This window comes from Nonomuraea sp. NPDC050733 (genome assembly GCF_040654215.1).
Lineage (GTDB): Bacteria > Actinomycetota > Actinomycetes > Streptosporangiales > Streptosporangiaceae > Nonomuraea.
The window spans coordinates 102,812-127,743 of the sequence record NZ_JBFAHO010000023.1; the positions used below are offsets into that span (position 1 = coordinate 102,812).

39 protein-coding genes and 3 pseudogenes are annotated in these 24,932 nt (G+C 68.2%); 15 read left to right on the top strand and 27 right to left on the bottom strand.

Annotated elements, in window-relative coordinates; all coding sequences use genetic code 11:
* Position 1: 1 nt before the first annotated feature.
* The gene (locus tag AB0H64_RS29560) at positions 2-232 is read right to left on the bottom strand and encodes a transposase (protein ID WP_357631019.1); all 231 of its coding nucleotides are present in this window, start codon (positions 230-232) and stop codon (positions 2-4) included.
* Positions 233-255: 23 nt separating this feature from the next.
* Positions 256-510, bottom strand: a complete 255-nt coding sequence (locus AB0H64_RS29565) for a GntR family transcriptional regulator (protein WP_357631022.1) — start codon at positions 508-510, stop codon at positions 256-258.
* Positions 511-605: 95 nt separating this feature from the next.
* Between AB0H64_RS29565 and AB0H64_RS29570 the strand changes: the two genes are divergently transcribed.
* A complete protein-coding gene (locus AB0H64_RS29570; protein WP_357631024.1) occupies positions 606-1,208 on the top strand; it encodes a hypothetical protein in 603 nt (200 codons plus the stop codon).
* A gap of 82 nt (positions 1,209-1,290) precedes the next feature.
* On the opposite strand, the gene AB0H64_RS29575 is transcribed toward AB0H64_RS29570, so the two are convergent.
* From AB0H64_RS29575 to AB0H64_RS29680, 22 genes are all read right to left on the bottom strand, one after another.
* On the bottom strand, positions 1,291-1,509 hold the full coding sequence (locus AB0H64_RS29575; protein ID WP_357631027.1) for a hypothetical protein: 219 nt from the start codon (positions 1,507-1,509) through the stop codon (positions 1,291-1,293).
* Between the two features lie 38 nt (positions 1,510-1,547).
* A complete protein-coding gene (locus AB0H64_RS29580) occupies positions 1,548-1,679 on the bottom strand; it encodes a hypothetical protein (RefSeq protein WP_357631029.1) in 132 nt (43 codons plus the stop codon).
* Between the two features lie 33 nt (positions 1,680-1,712).
* Positions 1,713-2,378, bottom strand: a complete 666-nt coding sequence (locus tag AB0H64_RS29585) for an NUDIX domain-containing protein (RefSeq protein ID WP_357631032.1) — start codon at positions 2,376-2,378, stop codon at positions 1,713-1,715.
* 11 nt (positions 2,379-2,389) lie between these two features.
* Positions 2,390-2,605, bottom strand: a complete 216-nt coding sequence (locus AB0H64_RS29590) for a hypothetical protein (protein WP_357631034.1) — start codon at positions 2,603-2,605, stop codon at positions 2,390-2,392.
* A gap of 71 nt (positions 2,606-2,676) precedes the next feature.
* Positions 2,677-2,991: an HU family DNA-binding protein gene (locus AB0H64_RS29595; protein WP_357631037.1), complete on the bottom strand. Its 315-nt coding sequence runs from the start codon at positions 2,989-2,991 to the stop codon at positions 2,677-2,679.
* Positions 2,992-3,073: 82 nt separating this feature from the next.
* Complete coding sequence (locus AB0H64_RS29600) at positions 3,074-3,637, bottom strand: hypothetical protein (RefSeq protein WP_357631038.1); 564 nt, start codon at positions 3,635-3,637, stop codon at positions 3,074-3,076.
* Positions 3,634-3,813 carry a hypothetical protein gene (locus AB0H64_RS29605; protein ID WP_357631041.1) on the bottom strand — a complete coding sequence of 60 codons (180 nt, stop codon included), beginning with the start codon at positions 3,811-3,813 and terminating at the stop codon, positions 3,634-3,636. The genes AB0H64_RS29600 and AB0H64_RS29605 overlap by 4 nt, the downstream gene beginning before the upstream one ends.
* Positions 3,814-3,837: 24 nt before the next feature.
* Positions 3,838-4,005 (bottom strand): hypothetical protein, encoded by a 168-nt coding sequence (locus AB0H64_RS29610; RefSeq protein WP_357631044.1) that lies wholly within the window; start codon positions 4,003-4,005, stop codon positions 3,838-3,840.
* A gap of 361 nt (positions 4,006-4,366) precedes the next feature.
* Positions 4,367-4,501 (bottom strand): hypothetical protein, encoded by a 135-nt coding sequence (locus tag AB0H64_RS29615; RefSeq protein WP_357631045.1) that lies wholly within the window; start codon positions 4,499-4,501, stop codon positions 4,367-4,369.
* A gap of 75 nt (positions 4,502-4,576) precedes the next feature.
* Positions 4,577-4,726 (bottom strand): hypothetical protein, encoded by a 150-nt coding sequence (locus tag AB0H64_RS29620; RefSeq protein WP_357631048.1) that lies wholly within the window; start codon positions 4,724-4,726, stop codon positions 4,577-4,579.
* Positions 4,723-4,875 (bottom strand): hypothetical protein, encoded by a 153-nt coding sequence (locus tag AB0H64_RS29625; protein WP_357631050.1) that lies wholly within the window; start codon positions 4,873-4,875, stop codon positions 4,723-4,725. Before AB0H64_RS29625 ends, AB0H64_RS29620 begins: the two co-directional genes overlap by 4 nt.
* Positions 4,876-4,967: 92 nt before the next feature.
* Positions 4,968-5,105 (bottom strand): hypothetical protein, encoded by a 138-nt coding sequence (locus AB0H64_RS29630; RefSeq protein ID WP_357631052.1) that lies wholly within the window; start codon positions 5,103-5,105, stop codon positions 4,968-4,970.
* Between the two features lie 153 nt (positions 5,106-5,258).
* Positions 5,259-5,528, bottom strand: a complete 270-nt coding sequence (locus AB0H64_RS29635) for a hypothetical protein (protein WP_357631055.1) — start codon at positions 5,526-5,528, stop codon at positions 5,259-5,261.
* A gap of 292 nt (positions 5,529-5,820) precedes the next feature.
* Positions 5,821-7,890, bottom strand: coding sequence for an ATP-binding protein (locus AB0H64_RS29640; protein ID WP_357631057.1), 2,070 nt, complete (start codon positions 7,888-7,890; stop codon positions 5,821-5,823).
* Between the two features lie 128 nt (positions 7,891-8,018).
* A complete protein-coding gene (locus AB0H64_RS29645) occupies positions 8,019-8,345 on the bottom strand; it encodes a hypothetical protein (protein ID WP_357631060.1) in 327 nt (108 codons plus the stop codon).
* On the bottom strand, positions 8,345-8,770 hold the full coding sequence (locus AB0H64_RS29650) for a transcriptional regulator (RefSeq protein ID WP_357631063.1): 426 nt from the start codon (positions 8,768-8,770) through the stop codon (positions 8,345-8,347). Before AB0H64_RS29650 ends, AB0H64_RS29645 begins: the two co-directional genes overlap by 1 nt.
* A complete protein-coding gene (locus AB0H64_RS29655; protein ID WP_357631065.1) occupies positions 8,767-10,305 on the bottom strand; it encodes a hypothetical protein in 1,539 nt (512 codons plus the stop codon). Before AB0H64_RS29655 ends, AB0H64_RS29650 begins: the two co-directional genes overlap by 4 nt.
* A gap of 78 nt (positions 10,306-10,383) precedes the next feature.
* Complete coding sequence (locus tag AB0H64_RS29660) at positions 10,384-10,509, bottom strand: hypothetical protein (RefSeq protein WP_357631067.1); 126 nt, start codon at positions 10,507-10,509, stop codon at positions 10,384-10,386.
* Complete coding sequence (locus AB0H64_RS29665) at positions 10,506-10,634, bottom strand: hypothetical protein (RefSeq protein WP_357631069.1); 129 nt, start codon at positions 10,632-10,634, stop codon at positions 10,506-10,508. The genes AB0H64_RS29660 and AB0H64_RS29665 overlap by 4 nt, the downstream gene beginning before the upstream one ends.
* Positions 10,631-10,939: a hypothetical protein gene (locus AB0H64_RS29670; protein ID WP_357631072.1), complete on the bottom strand. Its 309-nt coding sequence runs from the start codon at positions 10,937-10,939 to the stop codon at positions 10,631-10,633. The genes AB0H64_RS29665 and AB0H64_RS29670 overlap by 4 nt, the downstream gene beginning before the upstream one ends.
* Before the next feature lie 97 nt (positions 10,940-11,036).
* Positions 11,037-11,201: a hypothetical protein gene (locus AB0H64_RS29675; protein ID WP_357631075.1), complete on the bottom strand. Its 165-nt coding sequence runs from the start codon at positions 11,199-11,201 to the stop codon at positions 11,037-11,039.
* Between the two features lie 22 nt (positions 11,202-11,223).
* Complete coding sequence (locus AB0H64_RS29680) at positions 11,224-11,511, bottom strand: helix-turn-helix domain-containing protein (protein WP_357631078.1); 288 nt, start codon at positions 11,509-11,511, stop codon at positions 11,224-11,226.
* A 190-nt stretch (positions 11,512-11,701) separates the two neighbouring features.
* Between AB0H64_RS29680 and AB0H64_RS29685 the strand changes: the two genes are divergently transcribed.
* The 6 genes and pseudogenes from AB0H64_RS29685 to AB0H64_RS29710 all read left to right on the top strand — a co-directional run.
* A complete protein-coding gene (locus AB0H64_RS29685; protein ID WP_357631081.1) occupies positions 11,702-12,235 on the top strand; it encodes a UTRA domain-containing protein in 534 nt (177 codons plus the stop codon).
* Between the two features lie 16 nt (positions 12,236-12,251).
* Positions 12,252-12,968 carry a GntR family transcriptional regulator gene (locus AB0H64_RS29690; protein WP_357631084.1) on the top strand — a complete coding sequence of 239 codons (717 nt, stop codon included), beginning with the start codon at positions 12,252-12,254 and terminating at the stop codon, positions 12,966-12,968.
* Positions 12,969-13,042: 74 nt separating this feature from the next.
* Complete coding sequence (locus tag AB0H64_RS29695; protein ID WP_357631087.1) at positions 13,043-13,447, top strand: NUDIX hydrolase; 405 nt, start codon at positions 13,043-13,045, stop codon at positions 13,445-13,447.
* A 469-nt stretch (positions 13,448-13,916) separates the two neighbouring features.
* A complete protein-coding gene (locus AB0H64_RS29700) occupies positions 13,917-14,342 on the top strand; it encodes a helix-turn-helix transcriptional regulator (protein ID WP_357631090.1) in 426 nt (141 codons plus the stop codon).
* 1,527 nt (positions 14,343-15,869) lie between these two features.
* Complete coding sequence (locus AB0H64_RS29705; protein WP_357631093.1) at positions 15,870-15,992, top strand: hypothetical protein; 123 nt, start codon at positions 15,870-15,872, stop codon at positions 15,990-15,992.
* A 255-nt stretch (positions 15,993-16,247) separates the two neighbouring features.
* A pseudogene (locus tag AB0H64_RS29710) lies at positions 16,248-16,424 on the top strand (DUF3560 domain-containing protein); the annotation flags it as partial.
* Between the two features lie 51 nt (positions 16,425-16,475).
* Here the strand turns inward: AB0H64_RS29710 and AB0H64_RS29715 are convergent.
* Together AB0H64_RS29715 and AB0H64_RS29720 are read right to left on the bottom strand one after the other, a co-directional pair.
* A pseudogene (locus tag AB0H64_RS29715) lies at positions 16,476-16,571 on the bottom strand (transposase); the annotation flags it as partial.
* An 82-nt stretch (positions 16,572-16,653) separates the two neighbouring features.
* The gene (locus tag AB0H64_RS29720; RefSeq protein WP_357631096.1) at positions 16,654-17,205 is read right to left on the bottom strand and encodes a hypothetical protein; all 552 of its coding nucleotides are present in this window, start codon (positions 17,203-17,205) and stop codon (positions 16,654-16,656) included.
* Between the two features lie 496 nt (positions 17,206-17,701).
* Between AB0H64_RS29720 and AB0H64_RS29725 the strand changes: the two genes are divergently transcribed.
* The 8 genes from AB0H64_RS29725 to AB0H64_RS29760 all read left to right on the top strand — a co-directional run bounded on the left by AB0H64_RS29725 (position 17,702) and on the right by AB0H64_RS29760 (position 24,358).
* Positions 17,702-18,151 (top strand): MarR family transcriptional regulator, encoded by a 450-nt coding sequence (locus AB0H64_RS29725; protein ID WP_211370260.1) that lies wholly within the window; start codon positions 17,702-17,704, stop codon positions 18,149-18,151.
* Positions 18,152-18,166: 15 nt separating this feature from the next.
* Positions 18,167-18,988, top strand: a complete 822-nt coding sequence (locus AB0H64_RS29730) for a helix-turn-helix transcriptional regulator (RefSeq protein WP_357631100.1) — start codon at positions 18,167-18,169, stop codon at positions 18,986-18,988.
* A 99-nt stretch (positions 18,989-19,087) separates the two neighbouring features.
* Positions 19,088-19,540 (top strand): hypothetical protein, encoded by a 453-nt coding sequence (locus tag AB0H64_RS29735; protein ID WP_357631103.1) that lies wholly within the window; start codon positions 19,088-19,090, stop codon positions 19,538-19,540.
* A gap of 120 nt (positions 19,541-19,660) precedes the next feature.
* On the top strand, positions 19,661-20,605 hold the full coding sequence (locus AB0H64_RS29740) for an NADP-dependent oxidoreductase (RefSeq protein WP_357631106.1): 945 nt from the start codon (positions 19,661-19,663) through the stop codon (positions 20,603-20,605).
* A gap of 62 nt (positions 20,606-20,667) precedes the next feature.
* Positions 20,668-21,609 (top strand): NmrA/HSCARG family protein, encoded by a 942-nt coding sequence (locus tag AB0H64_RS29745; protein WP_357631109.1) that lies wholly within the window; start codon positions 20,668-20,670, stop codon positions 21,607-21,609.
* A gap of 30 nt (positions 21,610-21,639) precedes the next feature.
* On the top strand, positions 21,640-21,861 hold the full coding sequence (locus AB0H64_RS29750; protein WP_357631112.1) for a hypothetical protein: 222 nt from the start codon (positions 21,640-21,642) through the stop codon (positions 21,859-21,861).
* A gap of 263 nt (positions 21,862-22,124) precedes the next feature.
* Entirely contained in the window at positions 22,125-22,997 is an 873-nt protein-coding gene (locus tag AB0H64_RS29755) for an aldo/keto reductase family oxidoreductase (RefSeq protein WP_357631115.1), read from the top strand.
* A 2-nt stretch (positions 22,998-22,999) separates the two neighbouring features.
* Complete coding sequence (locus AB0H64_RS29760; protein WP_357631118.1) at positions 23,000-24,358, top strand: ISL3 family transposase; 1,359 nt, start codon at positions 23,000-23,002, stop codon at positions 24,356-24,358.
* Between the two features lie 13 nt (positions 24,359-24,371).
* Here AB0H64_RS29760 and AB0H64_RS29765 read toward each other — a convergent pair.
* A pseudogene (locus tag AB0H64_RS29765) lies at positions 24,372-24,932 on the bottom strand (transposase); the annotation flags it as partial.

Genomic DNA, 24,932 nt, shown 5'->3' on the forward strand with positions numbered 1-24,932 from the left:
ATCATGGACGGGCGGAAAGATCGCCCGCCGCGTGTTGCGGCATCGGGATCACCTCAACGAGGTCACCGAGGTCGACCCACTCGGCAACCTCCCGGACGGAAGTCGCGTAGGCCAGCACGCTGTCGCCGTATGGGCCGCGCTGGACAACGCGCAGCAGCTGCCGTGGGCCCCAGCCGCGGTCAAGCAGAATCGGTTCCACCTCGATCCCGCCAGGGCCGTACCACCTGCTCACCGCGCCAGGCTACGCCAGCGCGGCTACTCGTCCTTCGGCCAGGACTCCTGGGGTGCCACGTAAGTCCCGCGGCCCTGGATCGTCACGACCCAACCCTCCTCGCCGAGTGCCGCCATCGCGCGGCGTACAGTGCCGCGGCTCACGTCGTACTCGTTCTGAAGCGCGGACTCGGAGGGTACGAGCTGGCGCGGCTGGAGGTCGCCGGCCTGGATCTGTTCGCGCACGATCGCGGCGAGTTGCTCCCAGAGCGGTGTGGGGTCGAGGGGGTCGATCGCCATAACGCCATACGTTACGGACAGTTCTAACGGACTATTCGAGCAGCCCGTATTGCACGGACTGTACGAGCTGTACGAGCTAGACGTACAGTCGCCGTGTGGCAGGCCAGCGCGTCCCATACGTCATCGCCGTCGAGGGTGAAGCGGTCCGCCACGACCGGCTCCGCTTCGCCCACCACCCCGAAGCTGGCGGACTCCGCCTCACCTACCCCGACCCGGACCCCCGCGACTGGGACCTCGGCGTCCTCCGCGCCCGTCAGGGAGCCCGCACCGGCCGCCCCAACTACCGGCGGATGCACGTGTGGAGGCAGTGGCGGTGCATGCTCCACCAGCGCTGCCAGAACTGCGGCGGCAGCGCGGTCGACCCGGCGACCGGCCGCATCTGGTGGCTACTCGCCAACGAGTCCGGAGACGACGCCTCGGAGGGGTGGGCGAGCGCGCCCCCGATCTGCCGCCCGTGCATCCCGGCCGCTATCGCGTTGTGCCCGCACCTGCGCCGGTACGCCGCCCTCTACTCGGTCGGAGGCAGTGAGCCGTTCGCCGTGCTCGCCCACCTGTTCCGGCCAGGGCTGGCCGGGCGGGCGATCGTGACCGAGGAGAAGGTGATGGTCGGGTTGGACGAGTTCAGCCGCCTGGAGCGGGCGCTCGCGCTGGAGCTGCGGGTGAGGCTGTGGGATGCGCAGCGCGCCCCGATCCCGTGAGCTGCTTGGTGGGTAGGCTGACGTGCGTGAGCCCCGGGCCGTGGGGAAGCGGCCCGGGGCTCTCGCACGCGATGGCATACCGCTACCAGCCGCGGATGCCCTTCGTCTTGTGCCGAACCACCCGCTGCTGGGCGTGCGCCTTGGCATCCTCAGCGGTCACCTCGGAGCCGTAAGCGGTGCCTTCATAGGGCTCGGGTCGGTCGCAGCCGGGGTACATGACGACGTAGCCGTCCCCGTCGTGGGTGGGGTCTTGGACGGTGGCCTGGCAGTCAGGGTGTTGCTTGCGGCGGAACCTGCTCATTTCCCGACCCTTCGATCGTCGTCGAACATCGCTCTCCTTCAGGGACGGACCCGAGTCCACATCACGTTGTCGCTGGTGAACGGGAGGTCGTCGTAGAACGCCTCGTCCTCCGGAGAGGCCTCGACTTCGATCGGTTCGCCGTTCTTGGGGCAGATAGTGATCTTCGCCATGCTGGAATCTCTCTTCTGGATGGGGTGAGTTGGTCAGCCGAGCAGCTCGGCCAGCATCTCCTCGTGCGCGGCGAACACCCGCTCGCCGAAGGTGTCCCGCAGAGACTCCGCTAGGACGGCGTAGGAGTCGGCGCGCACCCACGCGGCGTGCTTGGCGTCGTCCGCGCCGGCCACGGCTGGGAAGGGCGCGCCGGGCGGGAGGGGGCCCAGGTCGATGAGGACAGGCAGCGTGGACATCCACGCCTCGTCGCTCGCGCGGGGGTCGTCCACGACGCGCGCTGGCAGCGCCCGCCAGGCGCCGGAGGCGAGCACGTCCGTGAGGTCGAGGCAGGTCTCCTCCATGCACTCGCGGAAGGCGGCGTGCACTGGGTCCTCGTCGGGCTCGACGCAGCCGCCGGGCACCGCGCCGCCATACCCGTCGCCGCGCACGATCATCAGGAGATAGCGGACTCCGTCCCGCCAGACGGTGACGATGGCGTCGGCGGCGGCCTGCTCGCCCCACCGGCCCAGCTCGTTCCGGCCGCGCTCGATCCCGGTCGGCGCACCTGGTTTGCGCGGCCGTCCTTCGACGACCTTGTATGGGACGAGGGCACGGGCCTGCCGCCCTGCCCAGTCGATGTTGGCGGGGTTGGTTTCGGGGTCGGCCCACCCCTCGCGGACGCCTTTCGTCAGCACGTCGGGATGCGTGTACGTGCGCATGTGGCCAGTCCTCACATCTGGATGTTGATGTTGCCGACGATGGTGTCGGCCTGGACGCCGACGCGGGCGTTGCCGCCCCGCATGTTGACGGTCCGCCCCTTGCCGGTTCGGCCCTTGGCCGGCGTCTCAGGGGTGGTGTCCGCCTGTGCCTCGTCGTCGCTGGGCGGGACGATGCGGCCGGCCTGGACGGGGGTGTAGCCGCTGCTCGCGATGTTCTTCTTGCGCATGCTGGTGTGTCCTTCCGTGGCGGGGTTGGGAGGGGCCCCGGCCGCGCGGTGCGGCCGGGGCGGCGGCATGGTTAGGCGGCAGCGGACGAAGGGGACCCCTGCGCCCGTGCCCTGCCGTGGACCGCGCTCTTGAAGCCGTCGTAGGCGGTGAACTTCGCACCCCACGACTCGTCGATCTGGATCGACTCGCCGGTCTGCGGATTGCGGCCCGGCCGGGCAGCACGGTAGCTCCGCTCGAACGCGCCGAAGTCCCTGATGGCGACCTTGCCGCCATCGGCGACCGTGTCACGGATGACGCCGGTGATGCCGTCCAGGATGGCGGTCACGGCCGTCGTGCTCTCGCCGGTCTGCTCGGCCACGGCGGCGATGAGCTCCTGCTTGTTCATGCTGATCTCCTTGCGGTGGTTGTTGGGAGCGGACGCTCCAGGCACACGGCCGGCCGAGCGGGACGGCCGTGCACCCGCAACGTCAGACCCGCCCTTCCTCAACGTGGTCAACCTCGTTGGGAGGGATGGTGTGGTCGATCGGCATCACGCCGACCATCCACCCGTGGTGGTAGAGGTCGCTGCACAGCCGCTGCGCCTCCATCGCTTCTGTGGTGTCTTGCGTCATCAGACGGCGGGTCTCGGGCCCGATCTCGACGAACAGCGGCTTGTGCGACGTGCGGCGGCGGGTCATCTCCTCCTGGGCGGCGCGGAACACGGCCACGACGGTCTGAGCGGGAGTCAGGCCGTCGGGGATCGACTGGCCCGTGATGTCCGCCAGGCGGGCAACGTCCGCGGGATCCGTGGGGTCGATGTCGTCGCTCGGCAGGAGGTCGAGAGCATTGACGTTGTCGGTGGTGGTCACGCCGTGGTTGACGCCGTGGTGGAACGGACACGCACCGTGCGGCCATCTCGGCCATAGCTCGTGCGCGGCCACGCACGCCGTGCAGTTCTCCGAGTCGGCTTCGTTGACGTCGAGCAGGTCCAGGAGCAGGTCGAGGGAAGGCGTGGTCTGTGGCGCCTGCTCCATGTCGTGGGCTGCCGTCACAGCGACCGGTCCCGGGCGACGATCCGGCCCAGCATCGGCAGCTTCGCCTCCGCGTCCCGGATCCGCTTCTGGCTGGCCTCGTGACGGGGGTCGTCCTCGCTGTGCACGGTCTCCGAGTCCCGCAGCGCCGCGGTCAGCTCGTCGCGGTCGGCCTTGCTGCCGAGCAGCTTGCTCATGGTGTTCTCCTTCGGTGTGTTTGTTCAGCTGGCCATCACGGACACGCTGTGGCCGCCGCCGCAGGTGCCGGTGAATAGGCCCTTCATGTCGTCGCCGTAGGCGACGCCGGGCTCCCCGCAGTCGCAGGTGAACGCCATCGTGTAGGCGGGGCTGGAGTTGGTCTTGTAGACGGCGAACTTGGCCTTTGGCATCGCTGTGTCGTCCCTGGGAGATGGCGGAGCTGGCTGCTCCGGACACCGCGCCCGACCATGCGGGCGGGGATCCGCAACGTCAGCAGTCCGGTGCGGGACCCTCCTTGGCCCAGGTCGCGTCGATGCTGTGGCCCTGATCGCATCTCCCGCTGTAGGGCCCGTTCTTGTCGATGCTGGTCATAAATGCGTCCGCGCCGCAGCCTGCTATCGGGCAGGGCAGTGTGGCCCGAAAGGTGCCGTCGGCTCTCTCGGTCACCAGAAAGTTTCTGATCTTGCGACCACTCACGATGTGCCTCCTTGAGATGGGATCGGACACCCCGCCCGACCGTGCGGGCGGGGATCCGCAACGTCGGCGCTGCCGCTACTTGAGGAGGACGCTGCCGACGCCCTTGCACACGTCGCACTTCTTGCTGATGGGGTACAGAGGGTCGCGGCCTTTGCCCTCGCAGTTGCGGCACTCGACGACGTGGCCCTCGCACTTGTTCTGGTCACACATGGCGTTCTCCTTCGGGTCGTGGAGCTGGCTGCTCCGGACGCCCGCCACAGCGCTCGGCGGTGGCGGGCACCCGCATCAGCCAGACGAGCCTGCGGGCCGCTTGAGAACCAGGCACTCCTTCTTCCAGTCCACGGCGGCGAGCTCCCAGCCGTCCGGGCCTGCCTCGTCGAGCTCCTGCTGGAGCTTGCCGTTGAAGTAGCGGACCTCGTACTCCCACGCGCTCATGCGGCGTTCCCGGCGGCGATCGGCTGGCGCGGTACGTACTCGTTCTGCACCTCGGCGGCGTAGACCGCGCGCCGGCAATGGGCGCACCGGTACATGACCGGTCCCTCGTCCAGGACGGTGTGGCAGTGAGGGCAGTTGGGCTTCGGCATGATGGGTGTTACCTCTCTTCGGTTGAGGTGGTGGGCGCGCCCGGGTCGGGCGTTCTTGGCGGAGTGACCGCCCCGGAGCGCGCCCGTCCGGGTTATGGGCGGCCGATCGCGGCGACGCCGCGCTGCATCTCGGCGAGTTCCTCGTCCACGAGCGCGAGTAGGTCCTCGGCGGCGCGCAGACGGGTGGCGAGGTCGACGGCGTCGAGCTGCTGCTCGGTGGGGGCGGGCACGGCTACTTCCGTCCGTTGCCGTGGCAGGTGGGGCAGGTCGCCGCCAGGGCCAGGCCGTTGGCGGCCGGCGTGCCGGTGACCTGGCCGGAGCCGCCGCAGTCGGGGCAGGTGCTCTTCGACATGGGTCGTCCTTTCGTCCGTGTGGCGGGGTGGTTAGAAGAACCGGCTCGGCTTGCCTCCGTGGCGCTGGACCGCGTGCTCCATCTGCTTCTTGGCCTCCTTCTCGCCGACAGCGCGGACGAGGTCTGCCTGCGCCTTGCGCTGGTCGACCCTGCTCGCGTCCTTGCCGATCGCCTGGTCGGAGAGCGCGGCCAAGGCGTTCATGGCCTGGGACCGGTCCTTGTAGGCGGCGAGCAGTTCGGGGCTCATCCTGCTGCCGGCCCCGAGGCTGGCGAGCTTGTCGATCGCGTCTGACAGACCCATGGCGATGTTCCCTTCATGACTGATCAGGTGTGTGGGGAATGGTGGAGCGGGGTGCTCCGGGAGCCCTCCCGGCACGGCCGGGACAGCACCCGCAACCACCGCTTCGCGTACGGCGGGGAGGGAGGCGGGCAGAGCGCTGTGAAGCAGCTTTCTGGGGGAGTTTCAGGCCCTCGCGGAGGGCACCTCCCTGCCTCCCTGAGAGGGATTTCCGCTGGTCAAAGCCACGTTTCCAGGGAGGGAGGCGGTTAGGGAATTCTCCCTGCCTCCCTGCGAGACTCCCTGATCATCTCGGTCATCCAGCGCCGTCTTCGGACGCCGATTCCTCCCGATTTTCGAGAGCCCGGAGCACCCGCTCGCGGCCCACGACCATGCGTCCATCGGACTTGTAGGAGTCCGCCCCGGCCTCCTCCAAGACCTCCTTCAAATCGCCGGGAGTCCACCCGCGGTACCGGCCCGGGTTGCGCGCGGCCAGCCGCTGAAGGACCTCCTGCGTCAGCACCCGCGCCTCATCTCCCAACACCGCAGCGATGTCCAGCAGCGGATCCACCTGCGGCTCCTCGATCGACGCCCCGTCGAGCGTCGCCGTCCCGTTGCGCAGCGCCTTCGCACGGTCGGCGACCTCCGCCGCCTCCTGCTTGCCGATGAAGTGCGTGCGAATCGTGACGCTCGACTGGCCGGCCGGGAGCTTCGTGCCCGCCCCGTTCGTGACGACCGTCCCCTTGTCGAGGTCCTGCCGCAGCAGGTGAGGGGCAGCGCCGGCCTCCACAGCCTTCTCGCCGAGCGCCATCTTGGCCTGCGACTCGGTGCTCAGAACCAGCGCGGCGCGGATGTGCGCACCCTCGCGGACGAGAACAGGCAGGTTCTGGTCGGTCGGGTTCTGCGTGCCTTGCCACAGCACCACATCCACAGCCCGACCCTGGTTGTGAATCTTCCGGGTGGCGTTGAAGTACCTGGACGTAGCCTTGGTGCCGCCGTACGGGTTGTTGTCTTCGTCCTTCTCCGGGCACATGAACGCCACCTGCGCCTCATCCACGATCACGATGAGCGGGTCAAACTTGGCACCGACCGGCGCCTGAAGGCGGCGCTCCATCTCGGCGACAGCCCCCTCGACCATGCGAGTCGCGCGAGCCACATGCTCATCCGTCGGCCCCTCGATGAGCACCTCGGCCAGGCCGTCGAACATGCTCCAGTCGTTGTCGCCCTTCAGGTCCGCGATCCAGAACCGCACCCGCGGGTCGAACGCCAGCCACAGCGCGAGCGCCCGCAGGCTCGCGGTCTTGCCCTGGTTGGACAGGCCGGTGATGAGCAGCATCCGCTGGTGGAGGCTGATCCCGGTCGGCTCGCCGCGCAGGTTCTGACCCCACGGCGCCAGCCCCTTCACATAGTCGGCCTTCACCTCATCGCCGCTGACTAGCGGAGACGGCCCGATCGGCTCGTCCAGCGCGCCCGGGTCAGCGATCCACAGGCGCACCGTGCGCGCCTTCTTCGTGATCGAGATGAACACTTCGTGCTCGTGCCGCCCCATGTTCTCCGCGAGCTTGCGGCGCCGCTTCTGCACCTCGTCCGTCGAGGTGCCCGAAGGCAGCAGCACGTCGACCTCGACGCCGCAGCCCGCGATGCTGATCGGCCCGAGCATCGCGGCGCCGGCATCGCCCATCTCCTTGATGGCGCGGCGCAGCGGCGCGTACCCGATGTCGCGCAGCGCGGTGACCACGATCGACGGTGTGACCAGCACAGGCTCCGACATGCGGCCGCCAGCACTACGAGTAGCAGCCCGGTCCACCCAGGCCGGCGTCGCCCCGCTGCGCCTGCCCGCCCGATGGCCTGCCACGATGAGCCACACCGGCCATGTGACAGCGAACACCGACCAGGCCACCGACACGGCGCCGATCAGCCAGCGGATCACCCCGCCGAGCCACACCCACAGGTCCGCCCAGTCGCCGGCCCCGGTCATCCATACCACCGTGGCCACGATGACGAGCAGCATCAGGACACCCGCCACGCTCATGCCGGTGAACGCCCCCACCCGCAGCACCAGCAGGGGCATCTCCTTCAGCCGGTCACGGCGGTCACGCTTGGCTTCCCGCCGCTTGTCGAGCCAGAACGCCAGCTTCTCGTCATCGCCGAGCGCTCGCGCGGCGCGGATCTGTTCGCGGATGACCCCGTCGGTGAGGCCGCCGAGCATCCGGACGAGATAGGAATGCCAGCCAGTGAGGACGATCGCGCCGTGTGTGGCGAGGACGAGGGCCGTCTTCTGCGCGCCGGGCGAGGGGCGGATGACCATGACGCGGTCGACGACCGCTGACGGCAGCAGACGGGTCCGTTCGGGCTGGTCGTCGACGACTTCGCCCTCGTACACCACCGAGTCGACGTCGTGGTCGGGGCGCGGCTCCAGCTCGTCGTGGCGCTGCTCATCGTCGAGGGGCAGGTCGGGGGCGTCGTCGGCGCTACGACCAGTGATGAGCTCCAGGCGCGGCCGGTTCGGCGTGGTCATGCTGCACCTCCCACGGCGGGCAGGCCCGTTTCCATCAGCGCACTGGCCAAAGCTCCGACGAGGAGGACGACGCCACGGAACACCGCGGGGATAGCCCGTCCGCACATCTCGACGGCGGGAACGCACAGTCGGAAGGTGTCGACGACCACGAGGAGCGTGGTGACCAGAGCGATCCTGAGGGCGCCGAGCAGGCACCCGGTCCAGCCGGCCCGCCGAGCGCGGGCACGGTAGTCGGCGAGGCTACGGGTGTCGGTGGTGAGCGGGCGTAGGGACAGGAGTGCGAAGGAGAGGGCGACGATGGCGCCGATGAGGAGGTCGGACATCAGGCACCTCCAGCCATAATGAGTGCGGCGATGAAGAGGAACAGCAGGTGGAAGGACTGGTCGAGCGCGTACGCGCCGGACCCGAGGCCCTCGCCGAGCTTGTAGAAGTCGGCCTTGTCGAGCTGCTTGGCGAGGGCCTGGAGCGTGGATCGCCGGTCTGCCCAGTAGTGGCTGGTGGCGTCCAGGCCCAGGCCAGCGGCCATGTAGGCGGGGTGGATGTTCAGCCCCGTGACGGCCGTGACCGCGAGCAGCGCGGCCAGCTTGGTGATGGTGAGGCTGATGACGTGGCGGGCGCACCAGATCCGCCCGGCCGCGCCCGGGGCGCCCTTGCCGCACGCCTGGCGATGCGTCTGCACCCAGTGGTCGCCGAAGCTGTGGGCGGCGTACAGGGCCGCGAAGACGGCGGCGAACGCGGCGGCGCTCATCGGTCCTCACCGCCCGCCAGGTGGCCGTTGGCCATCCCGTTGACGGTCGCGGGAACCGGGGTGGTCGCGACCGGTCGCGGGTTCTCTTCGGGCGGGCTGGGGGTGCCGTTCTCGTCGAACGTCCAACCTTCTTCGATCATGATTCTGCGGCCCTCTCGGATGCGCTCAAGCGCCCAGGTCTCGGAGAAATCGGTCCAGTCGGCGAGCTCCCGCTTCGACGGCGGGTTGAGCTTCTTCGCGCGGCCGATGTAGAAGCGGACGGCCCTCTTGCGGTCCTGCTCAGTGGGTCTTTTGCGGTCGGCGACCGGTCGCGGGTCGGTCGCGACCACCCCCTCGTCGGCGACCACTTCGGCGACCGGATTCGCGACCGCTTCGGCGGTCGGCTCGCCGTCGTGGTCGGCGTTGGTGACCGGTCGCGAGGCCGGTCGCGACCACAGCGTGAACGGGGCGAACCGGGACGGGCTCTCGGCGACCGGTCGCGGCGACTCCGCTGCACTCTCGGTGTGGTCGGCCGCCGGTCGCGGACCGGTCGCGAGGGCGGTCGAGGACTGGTCGCGACCTGCGACCGGCAACGGGTAGATCTCGCTGCGAAGCGCAGTGTTCCGGTCGAGCGCGGCGGCCAGGATGAGCGCCTCGCTGTCGCGCATCAGTCCGGTGACGGCAGGGTGGTCCAGGCGCTCCCAAGGGGCCTGGCCGACCAGGTCGAGCAAGCGCGGGCCGCCGTACAGCGTGGAGAGCTGGTCCAGCAGCGCGCTCTGCGCCTTCCGGTCGCGGGCCAGGGCGGTGTGCTCCACGGCCTTCTCCAGCGCCCGGTCGAGTTTGCCTAGGGCCGCGGCGACCTTCTTCGGCTTGGCGCCGGCCTCTCGCAGGGCTCGGGCGCGCTTCGCGGCCAGCGCCACCTTGGTCAGGCGCCGGTGGGCGTCGACTTCGGAGGCGGTCCGGTCGGTGGCTTCTGCCAGCCCAAGCCGTACGAACAGCCGCTCCGGGGTGATGCGCCAGTGGATGCGGGAGCGGCCGGTGATGCGCTGCCGCTCGATCGCCATACCGCGCTCCCACAGCCAGGCGGCCACAAGCGGCGCGGCAAGCCGGAACAGGAACTCCGGAGGGGAAGCAGCTTCGAGGGAGGACAGGACGGCGGTCAGGCCGGTGAGGGCCCACACGGCCGTGCCGTCGATGCCGGCGGACGGGCGCACGAGCAGGTCCGTCTTTGCGCGCTCGGCGGAATCCCGCATGTTCCGGCGAGCTCTCACGGCGCTGGCGAGCATGCCGATCTCGATGAACGCGAACAGCGCGACACGGAGCGGCACGGGCAGGCCGGGGAACACGACCTCGAAGAAGTGCCACATGCCTTGCATGGAGACGCTGGTGGCGATGCCGGCGGCGAGGTAGGTGAGCAAGTCGGCACCTGGGGTGGCGGTGCGGGTGATCGCGCGCTTGATCTGCCAGAGCAGGAACAGCACGACCGTGGCCGCGACCGCAGCCCAGATGACATCTGGGATGGTGGCGAGCTTGGTTGTGAGCTGGTCGAGGTTCATGGCTCCGATTTCTGGTGTGTGGCGGTCTGGCGGCGGGTGAGCCGCCCCGAGTAGGAGGCGGGGCGGCAGGACTCGGCGTCAGCGGTTGTCGGCGTCGTCCCCGACGTCCCCATCACCGTCTTGGAGGGCTTCGGCCATGGCGGAGTCGAGCTGGTTGAGGGCTGCGAGCCGCTCAGCGAGCTCCTGCTCCTGCTCGGGGGTCACCGCTTGTCCGGCTTCCCCGCGCACTTCTCGCAGGTGCATCCGCTGGTCCGGACCGTGGGCCCGCCGGGGTTCTTCATCGCCTTGTCGAGCTTGGCGAGCGTGGCCCGGATCTCGTCGGCGGTCACCGCGTCGCCGCCTTCCCGGCCCGGGCCAGCTCGACGGCCGCGAGGATGCCGCGGGCCAGCTGCTCGGCCTCGTTGGCCGTCAACTCGCCGTCGACGTCGTGATGCACCTCGATGAGCGTGCCGCCGACGGGGCCGTGGCTCATGGCGACGTAACCGGGACCGCTCCACTGCCCGCCGGGGGTGGGAATGTCGCGACCGTGGCAGTAGCCCTCGACGTAGTCGTGGCGAACGCACCACGGCTGGCAGGCGGGGCGTGGCAGGGGAATGAGGATCGTCGAAGACCCTCGCGTGAGCTGCTGTGCCATGATGAAGGCGCCCTTTCTGATTTGGCTCGGTGGGGCTTCTGGCGGGCCAGGTGGGCGCAATCCACCTGGCCCGCGTCGGTGAGGCGGGCAGCCTCGTTCAGAGCGCGATGTGGTTGAAGAACACGGCGAGCTGGGTCGCGCCGTTCAGGACGCCGTCGAAGGCGGAGTTGACTGCCTCCGCAGCATTGGCCGGGCGCGTGAGCAGGTAAAACGCGGCGAACACGATGACCGCGCGGATGAGCCACGTCTTGTAACGCTGCATGGTCAGCCCTTCTCGAATCGGGTCAGGCAAGAGAATCGGCGGAGTCGGCGACGCCGGCAGGTGACTCCCGGCTCATGGAGCCGGGGCCGTCCTTGTCGGTGATGACGAGCGGCTCCTCGGCCGCCTCCAGCAGCGCCTCAACGTCGGTCCGGAGGAAGACGAGCACCCTGCCTCCAGGGTTCTTACGCGACGGAAGCTTGCCGGTCCGCGCCCACACCCTGACGGTCTCGGGCTCCACCTCGAACAGGGCGGCCACCTCAGGGACCTTCATCAGCGGCTTCGGCTGACGGTCGGTGGGCTCGGCGATCACGACACCTCCAAATCGGACATAGGACTAGCGGGGACTAGGTGAAGCCCTTGGAGGCTTTCCTGCACTCGACTGTACTGCCTCCAGCATAAGGCGGCAAGGCTTGCGGCAGACTTCCCTCGTGCCTAAACCGTGCCGCCTCCCCCGTAAGGTGGCTAAGTAGAAGGTCAACCGTGGAGCTAAGGAGCCAAACATGGCTGAGGAGTGGAGCGACAAGTCCGTCTCTTATGTCCAGCCGCGCCCACGCCAGACCGACGCATGGACCGCCGAAACCGCCCAGCAGGGACGCCGCGGCACTCAGCAGATCCGCGAAGTCGCCGAAGTTCCCGCCCCTGACGTCATCGCCAGCGCTCTCAACCTGCCTTCCGGGGAACCGGTCGTAGTTCGCCGTCGGCTGGTACTTCTCGACGAACAGCCCTACGAACTCGCCGACTCCTACTACCCAGTCACCATCGCCCGTGGCACCGCACTGGTCGAACCCCGCAAGATCCCCGGAGGTGCAGTCACGCTTCTCGCCGACCTGGGACGCCTGCCGCACCGCATCGAAGAAGACGTCTACACCCGACCGGCCACCGCCGATGAGCGCGACGTCCTCCACCTGGACGAACACGAGTGGGTGCTCGTCCTCACCCGCCTATCGAGAACCCACGACGGCACCCCCGTCGAAGTGAGCGTCATGACAATGGTCGCCCGCGGCCGTCATCTGCGATATGAACTGCCTGCCTGACCTGAGAGGACATACGTTGGCCAAGAAGCGCGATGAACGGCACCCATATTTGAAGCTCGCCGCCGAGATCAGGGCGCAGATCATGGCGGGCAACCTCACGCCAGGTACGCAGTTGCCCTCGACGCGGCAGTTGATGGAGCAGTATTCCGTGCCGAACGCCACGGTGCAGAACGCCGTCGCGCTGCTTAAGGAGGAGGGGTTCTTGCTCGGCCAGGCCGGCAAGGGCGTGTTCGTGCGAGAGCGGCAGAACTTCGTGGTGGATGTGGCCGCCTACTTCGCGCCCTCACCGCGCGGCTACAGCTACCGCATGCTGGATGTGCGCGCAGTCGAACCCCCTTCCGACGTTGCGCAGGCGCTCGGCGAGGACCGGGCGATACTTCGACACCGACTGACACTGCATGATGGCGACCCCGTCGAGCTGACCTGGTCCTACTACCCGGCCAGCATCGCCGCTGGCACTCCACTGGCCGAAAGAGGCAAGATTCTGGGTGGGGCGCCGCAAGCCCTGGCCGACCTGGGCTACCCGCAGCGCGAGTTCACCGACCGCGTGTCCACCCGGCCGCCGACGACTGAAGAAGCTGAAGGGCTGGAGATACCTGAGGGGATCTCCGTCATCCGACAGTTCAGGACCATCACGTCAGATGACGCGCGGCCCGTCGAGGTGTCCATCATCATCAAGGCCGGTCACGTGTATGAGCTGAAGTATCGGCAGGCCGTCGTGGACGGCGCGTAGCCGCAGATCAACCCATGAAGGGGGCTCAGGCCGGGGAACTGGCCTGAGCCCTTTCGTCGTCCCAGAATGCCTACATGAGCAGGCCCCGGACGCAGCCCTCCATCGCCGCCGCCATCATCGTTCGCGACGAGCGCGTCCTGCTCGTCTGCCGGCGGGAGGTTGAGGGTGACCTCCGGTGGACCTTCCCGTCGGGCAAGGTCGAGCCGGGCGAGACCGGCAAGCAGGCGGCCGTACGGGAGACCCGCGAGGAGACCGGACTCGAGGTGGCCGCAGTCAAGGACCTGGGTGAGCGGACCCATCCGGCGACGGGCCGCCGCATGATCTACGTCGTCTGCTCGGTACTTGCAGGCGAGGCGCATGTCGCCGACCCGGATGAGCTGGCGGACGTCGAGTGGTGCTCGCACGAGCGCGTCACCGAGCTGGTCCCCTGGCCGTTCTCCCCCGCAGTGCAGGAATACCTTGACGGGCACCTCGCCTAGCAGCTCTGAACCAGCATCGCGGACGCCGCTCTGAACTTGCCTGCACCAACTGCCCACGGACCCAGCGAACGGTCAGCCAGGCGGGGATACAGAGGCGGGTGCAGGTGACGGAGCATTGACAGGCGCCTGTTGCCCGTCACCCTTTGCAAACGCTGCCCAGCCGGCCAGCGCTGCGACAAGTAGGGCGCTCCCGGCGAGGATCTTCTTCCCTCGCGATTTCCGCGTGTGCGGAGAGACCCAGGTGCGCCCGCCACCTGGGCGTTTCCGGTAGTGCCCCTTGACGTGGCTCTTCTTCTTGGCGGACATGCCTGGACCGTACGAATGCAGAGGCAGGGCGCCTAGGCCAGGAGCGGCGACGATTCACTGGCGGCGATGCCAGGAGGAAGGGGCTTGAGTGACGTGTCCCGCAGCGTTAGATCACCACTACCGAGCAGTGACCATGAGCCATGTCTGCGGATAGCGTGCCTGCATGAGCGCTTCCCCCACGCCCTTCAGCGAGTGGCTCACTGCGGAAATGGCGCGCCGGGGCTACAACACCAAGGGCGACGTCTCGAAGTTCGCCCGTGCCTGCGGGGTCACCCACTCGACCATCTGGCGCTCGCTCAACGAAGGGCGCGTCCCCAAACTGCGAGTCCTTCGACGGATCGGCGCCGGCCTGGGCTACACCCTCGGCGAGGTACTGGTCGCCACCGGCGAGGCGACCGCCGACGAGCTCATCACGAGAGAGACCCCGCTCCCCCCGCCAGAGCGAGAGGCCTCAGTGCCAGAGCTTCCGCCACGCCCGCCGCGCTATGCCGACCCCGCTGAGCAGCACCTTTGGGAGTCGCCGACGTTGAAGGCGCGGCACCGCCTCATGCTGATCGACTTCTTGAAGTTGATCCGTAAACACGCGTAGTGCCCCTACGGCTAAGGATCGTCCTCCGAAGGACTGCTTCTTCCCACCGACAGGTGCGACTACATCCACCGGTGCACAGATCGGCGCATTCGCATTCTGCTGGCCTTGCGCCATGATGAGAGCGCTGTCGGTCGCCCCTTGCGACCGGACCGTACGGGCTGCGCGCCGGACGGTCCGGCAGAAGGGAAGGTCCACATGGACGACGACAGCCGAGAGCGGGACAAGCGGCACCGACGTATCCAGACAGCGCTCGCGATAGTGAAGCTCTTCCTCTGGATCCTGTGGGTGCTGTTCGACCCGCGTCACCCCTTCTAGGGGTGGTGGGGCCTCCTACCGGCATGGTTTCGCACGCCCGCGGGTAGGAGGCCCTACTCATCTCACAGTAGGCGTTGGCGGATGCTCTTGGGAACGCCCTAAACGATCTTCAGTATGAGGTTCGCCATCCCGAGGGCAGGCAATCGCACACCCCAGGGGTTGGTCCTTTCCCACCGTCAGCCTCGAGCCTTATCGCCTTCGCTGACTGCGTATGCCACCAAACCCCCACGGCCTCGTCGGCTACGCGGCCTCGGCCGTCCAGTCCAGCGCGGGCCCCTCGGCCGGCTCCACCCGCGCATGCACCGGCCTTCCGAACGGCGAACTCCGCATCCTGAAAGAATCTGTGAGAAAGGACGCCCGGGTTGATAGGTGTCTACAAACGGCAGCGCGGCGTACAAGGCCTAAAACCACCGCTGGGCGAGATGCGAGCTAGGCACCGGTCTCCCCGCCGGGTGGGAGACCGTAGGGAGACCGGCAGTCCCAGACGACCCCGGTTCAGCGCGGAAACTCCGACACGATCAAGAGTCGAACCCCCACCTCGACCAGCACCGATGCACAAGTGCGACATTTTGCGGCACCCGTTGACACGATTTGCCACAGACTTCTAATCCGACGGTCGCAGGTTCGAATCCTGCAGGGCGCGCTTACGTGGCCAGGGGAAACCCTGGGCTGACCTGCCATAACGCAAGCCGCTCAATCTGCGGCGTGTGTCACCGAGTGCCAGGCACGGCCCTCGTGTGCCGCCGTTCGCGGATCCTACGCGGATTGGTTTTGCCTTCCGCGTCGGCCTCCTCGGCGGCGCCGCGGTGACGGCATCGGCTGCTGGCGTGTCGAACGCGCCCGTTCTGGCCGTGGCGCCGTCGAAGGACCTCATCCTGGCGTCCGTGCGGCGCGGGATGCGCCGCGCTCCCAACCAGCAGGCGTTCCTCCGCGCCTTGCGAGAGGACCCCGAGGTCCGTGGGCTCCGCTACGACGGGTACGGCAATCTACTCCGTGTCGCCCAGGTGATCGCCTGGGCGGCCGACTGGACGGGTGGAGGAGTTCGACAACCCCGACACCGGGCCAGACCGAGGAGATCGACGCGGGCACCCGGACCGGGTTCACGTCGGAGCGAGTGTTCGACGTTCGCGACACCGTTCCAAAGAACCGATCCTGCCGCCACTGCGGCACTCACCCGGGCGCTGCCCCGACTCGTGCGCCGTCTATAAGCCTGTGCGCGGCCCGGCGCCGACCCGCGATGAGATCCTCGGACTGCTCGACCAGGTGCTGAAGGACGACGTCGGGTCCTTCCCAGCCGACCTCGACGGCAGCGAGAAAGAGAGCGGCGAGCTGTGATCACGATCAAGCACACCCACGAGGACGGCGCGCTCATCCACGGCACCCGCAAGGGCGACGGCGTGTACGAGATCGTCCGCAAGTGGGAGAACGGCGGCTTGAGGTTCTTCCCCTTCCATCCGCATGATCGGACTGCGGGACTCGCGCGACCGGGTCGCCGACCGGTAGGCGATCAACAAGGCGGCCGAGGCCCTGCGCGCGGCCGGGTACGAGGTCGAGGTCGATATCGACGACGAGTACCGCGACTGCGCGCAAGTGCTCACTGACAAGGCCGACCGGCTCGAAGGCCACCGCAACGCGCTGGAGGCCAAAGCCGACCGGCATGCCGGCGCGGCGGCGGCCGCACACGATCGGGCGCGCCAGATCAGCGAGCGGTTCGAGGGCGGCCAGCCCATCCTGGTCGGCCACCACTCCGAAAAGCGGGCCCGCGCCGACAAGAAGCGAAGAGGTGGGGCAAAACTGTGCTGGGGCGATTCATGGCTTCGACCAGATCTGCGGCCAGATCTCGCGGGGGAAGACGGCGAAGGCGATCAGGTCTTCCCGGGCGGCGTCCAGGTGCTCGGCCGCGGCCGGATGCTTGGCCTCGAGTGTTTGCGGCTCATCGCAATCGAGGGTGTGCCGAATGAGAGCGTGGCGGTATCGGTCGGTTGGTTGTGTCAGGTCAGGAAGTGCGAGCGTCGTGCTTCTCGCGGTTGGCAAGGACCTGATCCATGTGGGTCTGCGCCCAGTGCCGGAGGTCGCGTGTCAGGTGGTGGAGTGAGAGGCCGAGGTCGGTCAGCAGACCACGCTTATGCTCACCCAGAGACCCTCCTCGGTGCCGGCCCGGTGTGAAGCGTCCCCGACCGACCGGGTTGGAGTCCCGCAGGCCCTCCTCCATGAGGTGGTTGTAGAACAGCCTGACCGGCATGATCCGCTGCTGGATCGTGGCGTTCGACAAGCCGGCGCCCGAATCGAGCGCGACGACGTTCGCACCTCGACGACTGGGACGCTCGACCAACTCCCGCACGAACACTCCGACGTGCGTCCGGCCGGCCGTCACCGGGTCGACTCCCTCGCGCTCGCACACCTCCAGGTACTCGGCCAACCCGCGCGCGTAGGCATCGATCGTCCGCGGCGCCCTTCCCAGATCCACCCAGATCCGCAGCCACTCGGCCGCCCGCGCATGCCGGCCCAGCACCGGCCACTTCTCCTCCAGCACCACCGTGCCGCTCAAGCCATCTCCCCAGTTCCGTGTCAGGACCGAGGAGACATGATCACCTCCACGGCCAGATTCCACGTAACTTTTAAGATGCTCAAACGACAGATGTACGGCCGCGCCAACCCCGACCTCCTGCGCAAACGCATCCTGCTGACCGACTTACCAGGGTCCGATCACGGAAAGTGTGCCTGATCCAACATTCAGCCGTCGTTGACACCGTGCTGGGCTCCGCGATCCGTTCGGAAGCCATCGGCAGGCGGCCACCTCGCTCAGTGCTGTGCCGTCTGGCTCTGGCAGGACTACCGCCGCGCGCAAGCCTGACCTTGACGGCGTTCGCCGTGGTGGTCGTCTTGGCGACTACACGCCGCAGTGACGATCACGATTGCATCGAGCCGTCAGGCGTGGGCGGCAGACCCGAAATGCACTTCGAATTCAAAGCAAGTAGGATCATGGGGTGAGTGACCCGGCACCTGGCCTGAATTCGGAGCAACTCGGTGCGTACTTCGCTCTGATGGAGGTCAGCAGCCTTCTTCAGTACGCGGTGGACGAGCACCTGCGCGCCGACGGTGACCTCAGTTACGTGCAGTTCCAGATCCTGGCGCGGCTGGTGGACGCTCCCGAGGGCAGGCTGCGGATGACGGATCTGGCCGACGGTGTCGTGTACAGCCGCAGCGGGCTCACCTACCAGGCGGGATTGCTGGACAAGCGCGGCCTGATCACCCGTTCACCGTCGCCGGACGACGAGCGCAGTGTCATGGTGACTGTCACCGACGCCGGCCGGGACCTGATCGCCCACGTGCTTCCCGGGCATGTCGACCGCGTCCGGCAGTTGCTGTTCGAACCGATGACCGGCAAGGACCTCACCGCCCTCAGCACCGTTCTCGGTCGTGTCCGCGACCACATGCGCGCCACCCCGCCACGATCCGCCAAACCCCGCGCCGGACGCAACCGAACCGACTGAAGGGCGGAGAGAGGGATGGACCGAGCACTGCTGGCGGACTTTCTCCGGGCACGGCGGGAGAGGCTGCAGCCGGAGGACGTCGGGCTTCCCCGTGGCTCACGGCGTCGTACGGGCGGACTGCGGCGCGAGGAGATCGCGGTGCTGGCCGGTATGTCGGCCGATTACTACAGCCGGCTCGAGCAGCAGCGCGGTCCGATGCCGTCCGAGCAGATGCTCGCCGCCCTGGCGCGGGCGCTGAACCTCAGCCCGAGTGAGCGGGAGCACTTGTTCGCCCTCGGCGGGCACTCGGCTCCGCGGCGCTCCTTGCGCGACGAGCAGGTCAGTCCGGCCATGAGGCGCATCGTCGAGCGTCTCTCAGACACGCCCGCGATCGTGTTGTCCCGGTTCGGCGAGACGCTGTTGCAGAACCAGTCGGCGGTTGCCCTGCTCGGCGACTACACCCGGTTCAACGGTATGTCCCGTTACCTGGTCTACCGCTGGTTCACCGACCCGGCGCAGCGCGCCCTCTATCCCCCCGAGGACCATGCCCTCCGCGGCCGGGTCTTCACCGCGGAGATCCGGGCGGCGTACACCGCCGACCCTACGGGCACAGCCGGCGAGATCGTCGACGCGCTGCTGGCGGTCAGCCCTGAGTTCGCCGAGGTCTGGCGGCGGCACGAGGTGGATGTCACCCACCACCACGATCTGAAGCGCTACCGGCATCCGGAACTGGGCGAGCTGGAGCTTTTCGGCCAGCGGCTGGTGGATCCCGACGAGGGCCAGGAGTTGCTGGTCTTCCTGGCGCAGCCCGGCTCACCGAGCGACGAGAAGCTCCAGCGCCTGATCATGATGAGCTGAGCCCGCCTCGTTATCCACGGACTGTTTGTCCGTGGATAACGGTGACATTCACCCGGCTTCCGGTTCGCGCCATGCTTGATCGGTCGGACTGGGAAGGGGGTGAGCAACGTGGACCGGGAACTTCTGGAGCACTTTCTCCGAGCGCGCCGCAATGAGGTTGGGGGCGATCATGCCGGCCTGGTCATGACGCGCATCGTCGAGCGTCTGCCGGACTATCCCGCGATGGTGTTCTCCCGGTGCGGCGAGGTGCTGTTGCAGACTCGTCCGGCGATTGTTCTGTTCGGCGATTACACCCGGTTCGGCGGAACGTCGCGCTATTTGGTCGACCGCTGGTTCGCCGACCCGGCGGCGCGCGAGCGCTACCTCGTCGAGGTGGGCGTCACCGGTCACTGGCACCTCCGACGCTATCGGCATGCCGACCTGGGAGAGCTGGAGCTGTGCCGACAGCTTCTGGTGGATCCCGTGGAGCACCAGATGCTGCTGGTCTTCATGGCCGTCCCGGGCTCTCCAAGCGACGAGAAGCTCCGCCGCCTGACAGTGGCGGGCGACTAGGCCCCGGCGACTGTCGGCCAGCTCACACCGTACACAAGTTGCTTCGAATTCGAAGCGTGCTATGGTCATGAAGTGCTTCGAAAACGAAGCACCTCACGATGGAAGAGACGAGGGCTTGTGATGAAGGCAGTGCGTTTCCACGAGTACGGCGAACCGAGCGTCCTGCGTTACGAGGACGTCGAGCAGCCCGTCCCCGGCGCCGGGCAGGTGTTGATCCGGGTCGCCGCGACGTCGTTCAATGGGGTCGACGGCAACATCCGCGCCGGTTTCATGCAGGGTCCGATCCCGGTGACGCTGCCGCACACGCCGGGCATCGACGTGTCCGGCACGATCGCGGCGCTGGGCGATGGCGTGACCGGCATCCAGTTCGGTGACCAGGTCGTAGGGTTCCTGCCGATGGTGGCCGATGGCGCGGCCGCGGAGTACGTCGTCGCTCCGGCCGAGATTCTCGCTCCGGCGCCGACCAGCATCTCCTTGGCCGACGCCGCCGCGCTACCCATCGTGGGTCTCACCGCATGGCAGGCGCTGTTCGACCACGCGAAGCTGACGGCCGGTCAGCGCGTGCTGATCAACGGCGCGGGCGGCGCCGTCGGGGGCCACGCCGTTCAGCTGGCCAAGAACGCCGGCGCGTACGTGCTCGCCACGGCCAGCCCCCGCAGCATCGAGCAGGTCAAGGCCACGGGTGCCGATGAGGTCATCGACCACACCACCACCGAGGTGGCCGCGGCGGTGAGCGAGCCGGTCGACGTCGTGCTCAACCTCGCCCCGATCAACCCGGCGCAGTTGGCCGCACTGCTCACCCTGATCCGTCCCGGCGGAGTGCTGGTGAACACCACGGTGTGGATGCCCGCCCCCAGCGACGAGCAGCGCGGCGTACGCGGCATCGACCTGTTCGTCCGCAGCGACGCCACCCAGCTGTCCCACCTGGTCGCGCTGATCGACTCCGGCGAGCTGCACGTCGACGTCGCCCAGCAGGTCCCCCTCCCGGAGCTGCCGGCCGTGCACGCCCAGGCCGCCGCGGGTGCGCTGCCCGGCAAGACCGTCATCGTCGCCCCCACCGCCTGACGCCGCCCAATGAGGCCGACCCGGCCGCCTTCGAAGCACAACCCATGACAGGAGAAACCTCGATGTCTCACGACAATGTGATCACGGTGCTCGGCGCGACCGGCACGCAAGGCGGCGCGGTCGCGCGGGCGCTGCTGACCGACGGCGCATTCACCGTACGGGCGGTGACGCGCAACGCCGCGTCGCCCAAGGCGCAGACTCTGGCCGGGCTCGGCGCCCACGTGGTGGAGGCGACCCTCACCGACGAGGGCAGCCTTCGCCGGGCATTCGACGGGGCATACGGCGCGTTCCTGGTTACGCCGTACTGGGAGCACCGTTCGCCCACCCGGGAACTGGCCGAGGTGGAGAACCTCATCAGCGCGGCCCAGGCCGCCGCCCTGCGGCACGTCGTGTGGTCGACGCTCGAGGACACCCGCGAGGCGATCGCGGCCGACGACACCCGGATGCCGTTCATCGGCGACGGCTACCGGGTGCCGCACTTCGACTTGAAGGGAGGGGCCGCCGACGCCCTGTTCGCCAAGTCCGGCCTGCCCACGACGTACATGCTGATGTCCTTCTACTGGGACAACCTGCTCGGCCTGGCCAAGCCACAACGCGACCCGGACGGGACGCTGGCCTTCCATCTCCCGCTCGGCGACACGGCCATTGCGGGCGTCGCCTCCGACGACATCGGCCGGCTGGCGCTGCGCGTGCTGCGCCAGCCGTCGCAGACGATCGGCGCCACGGTTCCCGTGGTCGGCGAGTACCTGACCGGCGAGCAGATGGCGGCGGCGCTCAGCACGGTCCTCGGTGAACCGGTGGCCTACCGCCCACCCACCCACGACCAGTTCCGCAGCGTCGGCTTCCCCGGCGCGGACGAGCTGGGGAACATGTTCCAGTACTACACCGAGTTTCCCGGGTCCTATCTCGGCCGCCGCGACCTCGACATCGCACGCGCGTTCAACCCCGATCCGCTCACCCTGACCGACTTCCTGGCCGCGCATCGTGCCGAACTCGCGGCCTGACCGACTTCCTGGCGACTCGGAGGATCCCCGATGACCAGCACCGACCTCACTCCGTTCAGCCCGCCCGGAACCGCCAACTATGCGCAGGCGGGCGCCTCCTTCCAGCTCGCGGCGCCGGTCGACCCGGCCGGGGCGTTCACCGCCCGCTCGATCGACGACGTCGTCCGCGCCGTCGCCACCGCGCGGTCCGCGCGACCCCGGCAGCCTCATCCTCGTCGTGACGAGCGCAGCGCATTCGGCACAAATGATTAATCACGCATCGCGACACCAAAGGATATCGACCGAGATCCGGTCGAGGAGCTGGCGGCTGGGGCATGCCGCCAGGAACGCGTTGTACTCCGTCTTGGCCTGAGCCCCTCTGGGCGGCTTCGCCCGCTGGCTTCACTGATCTCGCCTTTCACCTGTAGGTGAGTTACGCACTTCAAAGTGCCTACTTCCCTATGGGAAGTAACTCTCCAATGCTCGTCTACGGAGGCCGAAGACGCCACCCACGGCGATAAGCGAAAGGCACAACGATGAACGCACCCACCGCATCACTTCCTGGCGGCACCTGGACGCTGGGCAACTCAACCATCACCCGGTTCGGTTACGGCGCGATGCAACTCGCCGGCCCGTGGGTCATGGGACCTCCCGCCGACCACGATGGCGCCCTGGCCGTATTGCGCGAGGCGGTCGCGGCCGGCATCACCCACGTTGACACCAGCAACGCGTACGGACCGCGCGTCACCAACGAGCTGATCCGTGAGGCGCTGCATCCCTACCCCGAGTCGCTGTTCATCGCCACCAAGGTGGGGGCGAACCGAGACGCGCAAGGCGGCTGGCCCACGGCCCGGCGACCCGAAGATCTGCGCAAGCAGGTCCACGAGAACCTCCAGTCCCTCGGGGCCGAGACTCTCGATCTGGTCAACATGCGCATGGGTGATGCCGAAGGCCCCAAGCCTGGTTCGCTCGCCGAGGCGTTCGAGACGCTCGTCGAGCTCCAGCGAGAGGGTCTGATCCGTCACCTCGGGGTCAGCAACGTCACCACCGAGCAGGTCGCCGAGGCACGCGGTATCGCCCCAATCGTGTGCGTGCAGAACATGTACAACCTCGCCCACCGCCACGACGACGACCTCATTGACAGGCTCGCCGCCGATGGCATTGCCTACGTGCCGTTCTTCCCGCTGGGGGGCTTCACGCCGCTACAGTCCGATGCGCTCTCGGGGGTCGCGGTCCGGCTTGGGGCGACGCCGATGTCGGTCGCGTTGGCCTGGCTGTTGCAGCGCTCACCGAACATCCTGCTCATCCCCGGCACATCATCGACAGCTCATCTGCGCGAGAATATCGTCGGCGCTGGGCTCTCCCTCTCCGATGAGGACGTCGCCGACCTGGAGAGTATCGGCCACTGAACATGCAGGCCGCGCCCGGGCCTAGCGATAGGCACGTCGCCACCCCTGGCACAGGTTTCGCTTGCGCTGATCTGACCACTTTCTACCGGCTCAACGAGCTCGGGCTCGCGGTAACGGGCCAACGCATTGAACACGGTCGAGCGATCCTGGCTTGCCGGGTGGTCGAGCCCGAGGGGTCGGACGAGCGGTGGTGTCGGCGCTGCGGCTGCGAGGGAGCACCACGCGACACCGTGACTCGACGGCTGGCGCACGAGCCGCTTGGGTGGCGACTCACGACGCTGCTGGTCACGATCCGTCGTCACCGGTGCAGCAACTGTGGTCATGTATGGCGTCAAGACACCACCAAAGCAGCCGAGCCGCGGGCGAAACTCTCGCGCCGCGGGCTGCGGTGGGCGCTGGAAGCCATTGTGTGTCAGCACCTCACTGTCGCGCGCGTCGCCGAGGGACTTGGGGTCGCCTGGAACACCGCCAACGACGCCGTCCTGGCCGAGGGCAAGCGGGCCCTGATCGACGACCCCGGTCGGTTCGACGGCGTGAAGGTCGTCGGGGTCGATGAACACGTGTGGCGCCATATCCGCCGCGGCGACAAGTACGTCACCGTGATCACCGACCTCACCGGAGTCCGGGATGGCACCGGCCCAGCACGGCTGCTGGCCATGGTTGAGGGCCGCTCGAAACAGGCCTTCAAGACCTGGCTTGCCGAACGCCCCGCAGCCTGGCGCGACGCGGTTGAGATCGTCGCGATGGACGGGTTCACCGGCTTCAAGACCGCCACCGCCGAAGACCTGCCAGACGCAGTCGCGGTGATGGACCCCTTTCACGTCGTCCGCTTGGCCGGCGACTCCCTCGGCAAGTGCCGGCGCCGGGTCCAACACTCCATTCATGGTCACCGCGGCCGCAAGGGTGATCCGCTCTACGCCGCGCGGCGGACCCTGCACACAGGAGCCGGGCTGCTCACCGAAAAGCAGAAGGACCGACTGCACGCTCTGTTCGCTGCCGAGCAACATGTCGAGGTCGAGGCAACCTGGGGGATCTACCAGCGGATGATCGCCGCCTACCGTGAACCCGACCGAGCTCGCGGCCGCCAGCTGATGTCCAAGCTCATCGAGTCCGTCAGTCGCGACGTCCCGCGAGCACTCAGCGAGGTCATCTCGCTCGGGAGCACACTGAAGAAGCGCGCAGACGACGTCTTGGCCTACTTCGACCGTCCCGGGACGTCCAACGGACCGACGGAGGCGATCAACGGACGACTCGAACATCTCCGAGGCTCTGCGCTGGGGTTCCGCAACCTCACCAACTGCATCGCCAGATCACTGCTCGAAACCGGCGGCTTCAGACCACGACTACACCTTCGATCGTGAAGAGCCGTGTTTGCACGACCCAGGCGTGCTGAGCGCGCACCGAAGCCGCGTCGGGCTGGTCGAAGATGGTGCGCACCAGGGTGGCCACGAACGGCTGCGCGGACTTGTTCACGCAGGTCAGAAGGGTGCGCAGGTAGTGGCTGCGACACCTCTGCCAGGACGTGCCCGTCAGGGTGGCGCCGATGGCGGCCACGAGACCGGCGTGGCAGTCGGATATGACCAGCTGCACGCCGGACAGGCCGCGGGCGACCAGGCCGCGCAGGAAGGCCAGCCAGCCGGCACCGTCCTCAGCGCTGGTGACCTCCAGGCCGAGGATCTCGCGCCGCCCGTCGGCGTTGACGGCGGTCGCGACGAGGACGTGCACGTTGATGATGCGCCCGCCCTCGCGCACCTTCTGCGTCAGCGCGTCCAGCCACACGAAGGTGTACGGGCCGGCGTCCAGCGCCCGGGTGCGGAAGGCCTCGACCTGCTCATCCAGTGTCTTGGCCATCTGTGAGACCTGGCTTTTGGAGATGTGCTTGATGCCGAGCTGCTCGATGAGCTTGTCGACGCGGCGGGTCGAGACGCCCAGCAG